The organism is Secundilactobacillus pentosiphilus (genome assembly GCF_002217985.1).
GTDB lineage: Bacteria > Bacillota > Bacilli > Lactobacillales > Lactobacillaceae > Secundilactobacillus > Secundilactobacillus pentosiphilus.
Genome location: NZ_BCMI01000013.1, coordinates 63,409 through 72,367, shown reverse-complemented (window position 1 = coordinate 72,367; position 8,959 = coordinate 63,409). Strand labels below are relative to the sequence as shown.

Annotated in this window: 10 protein-coding genes and 2 tRNA genes; 8 read left to right on the top strand and 4 right to left on the bottom strand. The window is 45.5% G+C overall.

Annotated elements, in window-relative coordinates; genetic code table 11:
• Positions 1 to 73 (bottom strand) — tRNA-Glu (locus CES81_RS07685).
• A 191-nt stretch (positions 74 to 264) separates the two neighbouring features.
• Between CES81_RS07685 and CES81_RS07680 the strand changes: the two genes are divergently transcribed.
• From CES81_RS07680 to CES81_RS07670, 3 genes are all read left to right on the top strand, one after another.
• Positions 265 to 337 (top strand) — tRNA-Gln (locus CES81_RS07680).
• Positions 338 to 530: 193 nt separating this feature from the next.
• The gene (locus CES81_RS07675; RefSeq protein ID WP_180949759.1) at positions 531 to 1,043 is read left to right on the top strand and encodes a CvpA family protein; all 513 of its coding nucleotides are present in this window, start codon (positions 531 to 533) and stop codon (positions 1,041 to 1,043) included.
• Positions 1,044 to 1,097: 54 nt separating this feature from the next.
• On the top strand, positions 1,098 to 1,304 hold the full coding sequence (locus CES81_RS07670; protein WP_089089005.1) for a hypothetical protein: 207 nt from the start codon (positions 1,098 to 1,100) through the stop codon (positions 1,302 to 1,304).
• Positions 1,305 to 1,376: 72 nt separating this feature from the next.
• Here CES81_RS07670 and CES81_RS07665 read toward each other — a convergent pair whose 3' ends face one another.
• A complete protein-coding gene (locus CES81_RS07665; protein WP_089089004.1) occupies positions 1,377 to 1,706 on the bottom strand; it encodes a hypothetical protein in 330 nt (109 codons plus the stop codon).
• A 201-nt stretch (positions 1,707 to 1,907) separates the two neighbouring features.
• On the opposite strand from CES81_RS07665, the gene CES81_RS07660 reads away from it, so the two are divergent.
• A complete protein-coding gene (locus tag CES81_RS07660) occupies positions 1,908 to 2,945 on the top strand; it encodes a branched-chain amino acid aminotransferase (RefSeq protein WP_089121300.1) in 1,038 nt (345 codons plus the stop codon).
• Positions 2,946 to 3,051: 106 nt separating this feature from the next.
• Positions 3,052 to 4,071, top strand: coding sequence for a serine hydrolase domain-containing protein (locus tag CES81_RS07655; protein WP_089121299.1), 1,020 nt, complete (start codon positions 3,052 to 3,054; stop codon positions 4,069 to 4,071).
• Between the two features lie 96 nt (positions 4,072 to 4,167).
• Here CES81_RS07655 and CES81_RS07650 read toward each other — a convergent pair whose 3' ends face one another.
• Complete coding sequence (locus CES81_RS07650) at positions 4,168 to 4,872, bottom strand: type 1 glutamine amidotransferase (protein ID WP_089121298.1); 705 nt, start codon at positions 4,870 to 4,872, stop codon at positions 4,168 to 4,170.
• Positions 4,869 to 6,218 (bottom strand): Mur ligase family protein, encoded by a 1,350-nt coding sequence (locus CES81_RS07645; protein WP_089121297.1) that lies wholly within the window; start codon positions 6,216 to 6,218, stop codon positions 4,869 to 4,871. The genes CES81_RS07650 and CES81_RS07645 overlap by 4 nt, the downstream gene beginning before the upstream one ends.
• A gap of 228 nt (positions 6,219 to 6,446) precedes the next feature.
• Here CES81_RS07645 and CES81_RS07640 point away from each other — a divergent pair, with 228 nt between their 5' ends.
• Genes CES81_RS07640 through prmC form a run of 3 tightly spaced genes read left to right on the top strand, consistent with a single transcriptional unit; the run spans position 6,447 to position 8,959 of the window.
• Positions 6,447 to 7,034, top strand: a complete 588-nt coding sequence (locus tag CES81_RS07640) for a thymidine kinase (protein WP_089088999.1) — start codon at positions 6,447 to 6,449, stop codon at positions 7,032 to 7,034.
• A gap of 10 nt (positions 7,035 to 7,044) precedes the next feature.
• On the top strand, positions 7,045 to 8,124 hold the full coding sequence (gene prfA, locus CES81_RS07635; RefSeq protein WP_089088998.1) for a peptide chain release factor 1: 1,080 nt from the start codon (positions 7,045 to 7,047) through the stop codon (positions 8,122 to 8,124).
• The gene (gene prmC / locus CES81_RS07630) at positions 8,117 to 8,959 is read left to right on the top strand and encodes a peptide chain release factor N(5)-glutamine methyltransferase (RefSeq protein WP_089121296.1); all 843 of its coding nucleotides are present in this window, start codon (positions 8,117 to 8,119) and stop codon (positions 8,957 to 8,959) included. Before prfA ends, prmC begins: the two co-directional genes overlap by 8 nt.

Sequence of the window (8,959 nt, the reverse complement as noted above, 5' to 3'; positions counted from 1 at the left end):
TCACCCGCACGGGGATCGAACCCGTAACTCCGCCTTGAGAGGGCGACGTCTTAACCAATTTGACCAGCGGGCAAGGTTATGAATGACACCTATTTAAATGTCTTAACACAATATAATAATTTACACGATTTTAAGGCAAAAGTCAATGTATCTGATAGAATATTCGTTATGGCTTGTTAATCATGCATTTTCTCCGTAATTTACTCATTTTCAGTTGACAATAATTCCTAAAACCGCTAAACTATTATCTTGTCAGATAGTTATTGGGTATTCGCCAAATTGGTAAGGCAGCGGACTCTGAATCCGTAAGTTACTGGTTCGAGCCCAGTATACCCAATCTTATTTTCAGCCGTTACCGTTGATTTTAATTAATCGGTGGTAGCGGTTTTTTTATTAATTTTTTTGTTCTTGTTTGGGGTGTTCAGCGCGGCCATTATTTAATTTTTTATATGTTTCTAGTCATCCCAGACAATTTTGCGCAATATTTTGCTAAAGTAGTAACAATAGTTTTTGTGAAAATGAGGGATTGTATGATTTTTTCTTGGGGTATTATTATTATCTTAGCTCTGGGCTTGATTTCGGGTTATCACAGGGGCTTTGTATCGGTTGTGGTGTCATTACTTGCTTACATAACGGCGTGGATCATTGCGACCATTTTTAGCCAGACACTCGCTGAATTTTTATTTCACACGTTTACGTCCGCCAATTCAGTGGCAGTCCCAATACCAAGGATGCTGTCTGGTGTCGTGTTTCTAGTATTATTTAGTTTTTCCTATTCGGTAGTACGCCGTATTGGTCGGGATCTTAACTTAATTACGCGCTTGCCGGTGATTCATTCACTTAACGCGTTAATTGGCGCGGCTTTAAACTTTGTTGTGCGTTATCTGTTGATCTTTTTGGTACTAAACATTTTATTGCTCTTTCCTAATCGATGGATTCAGTCTCAGTATCAAGCTTCACCAGTTTCACAAAACATCGTTAAAAACACACCGATTATGTCTAAACAGCTGATTCAATCCTGGCAGCAGCACCATGATGAATAGGGATATCTCAGCGTCATTAAAGGTTAAAGTTAATTGAAAAGGGGAGCGGTTTAAATGATTTCATTGATTGTGTTAGGTTTCTTGATATTCTTTGGGCTGCGAATTTTTCTTGGCCTCTTCGGTTGGTTATTTAAGATTTTAGGGATCCTGATCGTTGGCGGGCTGATCTTAGCCTTCGCGTCATCGTTTATTGGTATTTTTGCAATTGTAGTGGTGGTGCTACTAGGCAGCTGGATCGTTGATGTTTTTTCTAATAACTGAAGGTAAATAATAAATCCCGTGATTAGCGCCAAATAGCTGATCACGGGATTTTTAATTATTTTGTCAATCAGATCATTCAAAAGAAAGGTCCAAAAGGTAGAGGTTTTGCTGGTTTAGGTGACTGGTCGTAACCCAAACTTCCTTATAGTCGGGTTTAGTTTGTTTGGTTAGCTCATAGAAATGATTAAGAAGCTCACCATTCTCACCAACAAATGAGTCTGCCAGTAAGTTAACGCTCAAACGGTCACTGGGAAAATAGATTTCCGGATTGGATACTTTTACACTGTCAGGAATACCCACAGTAACAGAATTAGCATACTTTCGCGGTCTGAAGATGACCCGATCTGGGTGCCTCTGGACAAAAGTGAGGACGTTATAAATGGAATCAGAATTACTTGCCAAGGAATCAACCTCTTTTCCCTTAAATGCATTTACTCGTATTCTCATTGTAGCAGATGGCAGGAGTTTGCCGCAAGGATTGCGGAATCGGTACTGGGAAGATATGGGGACCCTTGACACCCCGAAAGTTTCAGCATACAATTTGTTAAAATTCATGAAAAATACTCATGAACATTTAATAAAATCTGCTAAGGAGTGGTTCGATTGACAAAAGCACCAGCACCATCAGAAATTGATTGGCAAAATTTGGGATTTAACTATATGGATCTGCCATATCGTTTTTTAGCGCATTATAAGGACGGTCAATGGGACGATGGTGAGCTTACTGAGGACTCAACGCTGCACCTCAACGAAGGATCACCGGCACTGCACTACGGCCAGGCTGACTTTGAAGGACTGAAAGCTTACCGGACTAAAAACGGCGATATCCAGTTGTTCCGGCCAGACCGCAATGCTGCGCGGATGCAGCAGAGCTGTGAACGGGTGCTGATGCCGTCATTCCCAACGGAGCGGTTCATTGCGGCGGTTAAGGCCGTTGTTAAAGCTAATGCTGACTACGTCCCGCCGTATGGTACTGGCGGCACCTTATACTTACGGCCGTTAATGATCGGTGTGGGTGAAAACATCGGGGTCCATCCAGCACCGGAGTACTTATTTACGGTCTTTGCCATGCCCGTTGGTGCTTATTACAAGGGCGGCGTTAAGCCCACTAACTTTACTACTTCCTACTATGACCGGGCAGCGCCTCATGGCACGGGTAAGAGTAAGGTCGGCGGTAACTACGGCGGTAGTTTGCTGCCTGGCGATCAAGCTCATAAAGCCGGTTTTTCTGACGTTATTTACCTTGACCCGGCAACCCATACTAAAATTGAGGAGGCGGGTTCAGCGAACTTCTTCGGGATCACTAAGAATAACGAATTTGTTACACCAGAGTCAGATTCGATTTTACCCAGTGTGACGAAGTACTCACTGCTGTACCTAGCTAAACACAATCTGGGACTGAAGACGGTGGAGGGCGACGTCTACATTGACGACCTCGACCGCTTCGTTGAAGCTGGTGCAATGGGTACGGCAGCGGTCATTGCACCCATTGGCGGTATTGAATATCAAGATCAGCTCCACGTCTTTTACAGTGAAACTGAAGTTGGTCCCGTTACCCAAAAGCTTTATGATACACTCACGAGCATTCAATTTGGTGACTTGGAAGCACCGGAAGGTTGGATTCAAAAAGTCGAGCTTTGATTTTAATAGATTTGGTAAAGATAAGGCCAACAGCACCCCAGTATCTGGGGCAGCTGCTGGCCTTATGTTATTCTATAGTAAAGTATGTGAGGGGGTCTTGAACTAAATGTATGAAAAAACGGTTGAAGCAATCAAACAGCTTGTTAATGACGGAACGGTTCCTGGCGTAAGCTACGCCTTTATTGACGCTCAGGGGGTCAAAACGGGCCTGTACGGTGCCGAAGCCCTGGTCCCCAGTTACGAACCCTTAAAGCCCGATCAGTTCTATGACGTGGCGTCATTGACGAAGGTGGTGGGGACCGTCAATGTCACCATGCAGCTGATTGCTGCCGGCAATTTAGCATTGACGGACAGTGTTTCTGAGTACCTGCCAGCCTGGCAGGATTCACGGGTCACCGTTAGGCATTTGCTGACACATACCTCTGGCATTACGGGGTACATCCCGCATCGTGATAAGTTAACGGCTAGTGAACTGCACCAGGCACTATTAGGGCTGCACGTGGGCGAGGATTTTGAACGGAAAATGGTGTATTCAGACATTAACTTTATTTTCCTTGGTTGGATTGCTGAGACTATCTTGAAACAGCCAATTCAGACGCTGATCACTCAGCAGGTGCTACGTCCCTTAGGCATGAACGACAGTACCTTTCAGCCTGCTGACCCGTCCCGGTGCGTCCCAACCGAAGTTTCACCGACCCGGGGACTTATTCGGGGCGTCGTTCACGATCCTAAAGCGTTTGTCTTGAAAGCCCACTGCGGTTCAGCAGGACTGTTCAGTACCCTAAATGACTTGGTTACTTTTGAGCAGGCGATGCTGTCTGACGGCAATTTACCAATAACCCGGGAACAAAAGGGTGCCTTGCCAAATGATCAGACACCTTTGCGGCAACAATGGCGCTCTTTTGGCTGGGCGCTTTTACAGACTAAGCTGCCAACGCCCCACCGCTGTATTTGGCATAGCGGGTATACCGGCACTTTTTTAGTTTTGGACCTGCAAACCAGTCAGGGTATGGTCTTTCTGTCTAATCGGGTACATCCAAAGGCGCCCAACGAAGTCTTTTTAGCGCGCAGAAACGCGATCATCAACACTTATTTAGGTGAAAAAAGCAGGGTTGCTGTTGACTAAAAACAATTAAAAACTAAGTAAACGTCAAAAGCATCATGATCTCGACTGCAATGGGCAGTTGAAATCACGATGCTTTTTTGATTGACATTGTTAGCGTTAAAAAGTAGCTGCAATTGGTAGCGCTTCTTGTTTAGCCAAATCAGCATCCGGGTAGCTGCGTTTTAAGGCTGCTACCAACAGCCGTTTGGCCAGGTTACCGTTCCGGGTTAAAATTGGGCCGTGGAAGTAAGAACAGTAAACGTTCTTGTAGATAGCACCTTCCGTACCGTCTTCGCCGTTATTACCCTTGCCTTGAATCACGTTGCCAAGGGGACGCTCATCCTTACCTAAGAAGGTGCGGCCCTGGTGGTTTTCAAAGCCGTGGTAAGTTTCACCAGTTTCTTCGTTTTTGATCACGATATCACCGATGAACCGGTGATTGTCCTGTGAGAGGGTGTAGTGATCAAGGGCACCGATGCCGGGAATCTTATCACCCTTTGCGTCCACGTAGTAGTGGCCTAATAACTGAAAGCCGCCGCAAATAGCAAGCACCGGGCCGCCGTCCTCAATAAAGGCGGTCAACGCCCGTTTCTTAGTTTGAATGTCCTTTGAGACGATTACTTGCTCAAAGTCTTGGCCGCCACCGAAAAAGGCCAGGTCGTATTTGTCAGCTTCAAAGTCTTCATCCAGGCTGACAACGTGCACGTTTAATTTAACGTCCATTTGTTTAGCGTAGTAATTTAAGGCTAAAATGTTGCCAACATCACCATAAGTGTTCATCAGGTCGCCGTATAGGTGAGCCACGTTTAGTTCGTAGGTCATGCGCCCATCCCCTCCTTGATATAGCCCTGGTCAGCTAATAATTTTCGTAATTGTAACACAGCCGTGTAAGTTGCCAAAACATAAACGTGTTCGGTTGGTAAAGTCTTAATCTTTTCCACGACGTCCTTTAGTTCCGGTACGACTTGGTGCTTGTCATCGGGGACACCGGCAACTTTTAAGCGGAAGGTAATGTCTTTATACCGCTCACCACCTGTGATATAGGCGGGAATGTTTAATTGGGCGAGTTTTTCAAAGTTACCATCCCAGATCCAGCTGGTATCAATACCATCTGCGTAATTTGCGTTAAGCAGGCCCACGAAGGAAAACGGCTTTTTATCCGTTGCAATCATATCGAGCACCTGATTGAGGCCGACGGGATTTTTGACTAGGATCAAAGTGACTTGTTTGCCATCCAAATTAATGACTTCTTGGCGGCCAAACACTTTTTTATCTTCACTGAAGGCGGCGTCGATCTGTTCAGCAGTAACCCCGAGAAAACGGCCGACGGCATAGGCGGCTAATGCGTTATAAATGTTGTATAACCCGCCGATCTCGATCTTCATTGGGTGACCATCGACTTCAAACGTTGAACTTGTCGGTGTTAAATCGCTGACCTTAGTAACGGCAAATTTGAGTTCCGGGCGTTTGTAACCGCAGTTTGGACAGAAGTATTTGCCTAGGTTACTGTAGGTGAGGTATCGGTAGTGCAGAATGTGCTGACAATTGGGACATAAAACGCCATCGGTATTGGGCTTAGCCTTCATATCGGTTTCGTCTTGCTGCTTAAAGCCATAGTAAATGATGGGATTAGGCAGGTTTTTTGAATGAAAGATGGGCGCATCGCCATTGGCAATGATCGTCGCTTCGGGTGCTAAAGCCACCCCGTCAATAATCTTTTGATAGGTCGTATAGATTTCACCATAACGATCCATCTGGTCACGAAAGATGTTGGTGAAAACAAATGCTTTTGGCTTGATGTATTTAGTGACCTTGATCACGTTGGCTTCGTCAACTTCCAGTACGGCGATCGGCCGAGCGCCCTTGACCTTAGGTGCACGCAAGAAAGTCGTCACGATCCCTTGTTCCATGTTGGAACCGGTCGGATTGGTGAGAATGCTGCTGTATTTTTGCTTTAAAACCCGGACCGTTAAGGCGGTGGTCAAAGTCTTCCCGTTGGTACCGGTAATGACGATGACATCGTAATTTTGGCCCAAATGCTTAAGAATTTCTGGATCGATTTTAGTTGTGATTTTGCCAGGCAGTGAACTGCCGCCCTTCATAAACGTATGCAGAAACCAGTATGAGGATCTGCCAGCGAAGGCAGCTACGGTACTTCGTAAAGTCATTGTTTTCGCTCCTTGTCCCGCATTGCTAAGGTGGTAATGGCGGGAACTAATTTTTTCAATTTCACTAAAAGAACATTTTACCATGTTTCAGCTAAATAAGCGGTGAACCCAAGCTGATTTAATCAAAAAAACGGTTTCACCGCTGAATATCGACGAGCAGAGGGTGAATTTTGACGCTAAATCCGCTATAATAGATGAGAAATTTGCGAAGAGTGGAGATTGAGACTATTGGCACAGTTATTTTTTAAGTACGGGGCAATGAACAGCGGTAAAACCATTGAAATTTTAAAGGTTGCGCATAATTACGAAGAACAAAATAAACCGGTCATTATTATGACCAGCGGTGCGGATAGCCGCGATGGTGTCGGCATTGTTTCAAGTCGTATTGGGTTGAAACGTGAAGCAGTGCCGGTCTTCCATGATGATGATATTTTTAAGATGGTTGAGAAGATCAACCCCAAGGCTAATTGTGTATTGATCGATGAAGCTCAATTTCTAACGAAGGCTCACGTCTTTGAGCTGGCTAAAATCGTGGATGAACTGAAGATCCCCGTAATGGCTTTTGGATTGAAAAACGATTTCAAAAACGAGCTGTTTGAAGGGTCAAAATACCTGCTGCTCTACGCCGACAAGCTGGAGGAAATGAAGACGATCTGCTGGTTCTGCGCTAAAAAAGCGACGATGAATCTCCGTTTTCACGATAATAAACCGGTTTACGAAGGTGAGCAGATTCAAATCGGCGGTAACGAATCATATTATCCCGTCTGCAGAAAACACTACTATAATCCACCAATGGATATGCTAGGCGAAGAATAGGAGAGTTAAAATGGATCAAATGTTCGATAGGTTACAAGCACTGGTTGATCGTTATGATGAACTTAACGAATTGATCAGTGACCCGGAAGTGATTGCTGACACCCGGCGATTCATGGAGTTATCAAAAGAAGAAGCTGACCTGCGAGATACGGTTGAAGCTTACCGCAAGTATCAAAAGGTCATGAGCCAAATTGATGAAGACAATGAAATGCTTCACGAAAAACTCGATGACGATATGAACAGCATGGTTAAAGATGAGCTCAAAGACTTAGAGACTCAAAAGGAAAAGTTAGAAGAGCAGATTAAGATTTTGCTGCTTCCAAAGGATCCGAACGATGATAAAAACATTGTGATGGAAATTCATGGCGCAGCTGGTGGTGACGAAGCCAGTTTATTTGCGGCTGATTTGTTCGATATGTATTCTCGCTACGCTGAAAAGCAGGGCTGGAAAGTCGAAGTTGTTGATAAAAACGAAACTGAGGTCGGCGGCTTCAAGGAAATCGTGATGCTGATCAGTGGGGATAAAGTTTATTCTAAGCTGAAGTACGAAAGCGGTGCTCACCGGGTTCAGCGGGTGCCCGTTACCGAATCCGCAGGGCGTTTGCATACGTCTACCGCAACGGTTGGCGTGATGCCAGAAGCTGAGGACGTGGATATTGACATTGATCCAAAGGATATTCGAACCGACGTTTACCGGTCTTCCGGTGCTGGTGGGCAACACATCAACAAAACCAGTTCTGCCGTGCGGATGACCCACTTGCCAACTGGTATTGTGGTTGCCATGCAAGATGAACGTTCACAGCAGCAAAACCGTGCTAAAGCGATGAAAATTTTACGGGCGCGGGTTTATAACTACTACCATGAACAAGAAGAAAACGCCTACGATGAAAAGCGTAAGTCAGCAGTCGGTACGGGGGATCGTTCGGAACGGATCAGAACCTATAACTATCCCCAAAACCGAGTTACGGACCACCGGATCGGCTTAACCTTAAATAAGCTCGATAAAATTATGAACGGTGATTTGGACGATATCATTGCTGCTTTGATTTTGTATGATCAAACGCAAAAGATGGCGGAGCTCAATGAGTAATTGGACTTACTATGAGTCCTTAAAGTGGGCTTCTGCGTTTGTTCAAAGCAAACACTTAGATGAGTCTGCAGCAACTTATTTATTGCAAGAATTGAGCCACTTAGATCAGACGCATCTGCTGCTTAAATACCGGCAACCAATCCCTGCTGATCTGGATAAACGGTACGTTTCTGCCATTGAGCAATACGCAGCTGGAGTACCGCCGCAATACATCGTTGGGACAGCACCGTTTTACGGTGAACGCTTTGTCGTTAACGAAAACGTCCTGATCCCCCGGCAGGAAACCGAAGAGCTGGTGGAGTGGGTGCTGTTCGCAAATCCGCAACCGGACTTATCGGTACTGGATGTTGGTACGGGCAGCGGTGCCATTGGTCTTACGCTAAAAAAGCAGCGACCAGATTGGCAAGTGACTTTATCTGATCTATCTGCGGACGCCTTAGGGGTTGCGCGAGAAAATGCAGCCCGGTTAAAGGCTGCCGTAACAGTCGTGCAGGGAGACCTGCTGACGCCAGTTGCCGGTGCTGAGTTTGATTTGATTGTCAGCAACCCGCCCTATATTTCGCATGCTGAAGAGGGCGAAATGGATCCGGATGTTTTGGTAAGTGAGCCGGCAATGGCGCTATTTGCCGACCACCAGGGACTGGCCATTTACGAGCGATTGGCTGATCAGCTTAAACAGCGCAAAGTGATAACCAAGCAGGTGTTTCTGGAAATTGGGTTTCATCAGGGCCAGGCGGTTCGACAGATTTTTGAAGAACGGTTTCCAAGCGCTATGATAACCGTACGCCAGGATATGGCCGGTCATGATCGAATGGTTCAGATTAGGTTTAAATAA

Bases quoted from the DNA above. Each gene is read 5' to 3' on its own strand.
- CES81_RS07655 (WP_089121299.1), top strand. From the start codon at position 3,052: ATGTATGAAAAAACGGTTGAAGCAATCAAACAGCTTGTTAATGACGGA.
- prmC (WP_089121296.1), top strand. From the start codon at position 8,117: ATGAGTAATTGGACTTACTATGAGTCCTTAAAGTGGGCTTCTGCGTTT.
- CES81_RS07670 (WP_089089005.1), top strand. From the start codon at position 1,098: ATGATTTCATTGATTGTGTTAGGTTTCTTGATATTCTTTGGGCTGCGA.
- CES81_RS07675 (WP_180949759.1), top strand. From the start codon at position 531: ATGATTTTTTCTTGGGGTATTATTATTATCTTAGCTCTGGGCTTGATT.
- CES81_RS07645 (WP_089121297.1), bottom strand. From the start codon at position 6,218: ATGACTTTACGAAGTACCGTAGCTGCCTTCGCTGGCAGATCCTCATAC.
- CES81_RS07650 (WP_089121298.1), bottom strand. From the start codon at position 4,872: ATGACCTACGAACTAAACGTGGCTCACCTATACGGCGACCTGATGAAC.
- prfA (WP_089088998.1), top strand. From the start codon at position 7,045: ATGGATCAAATGTTCGATAGGTTACAAGCACTGGTTGATCGTTATGAT.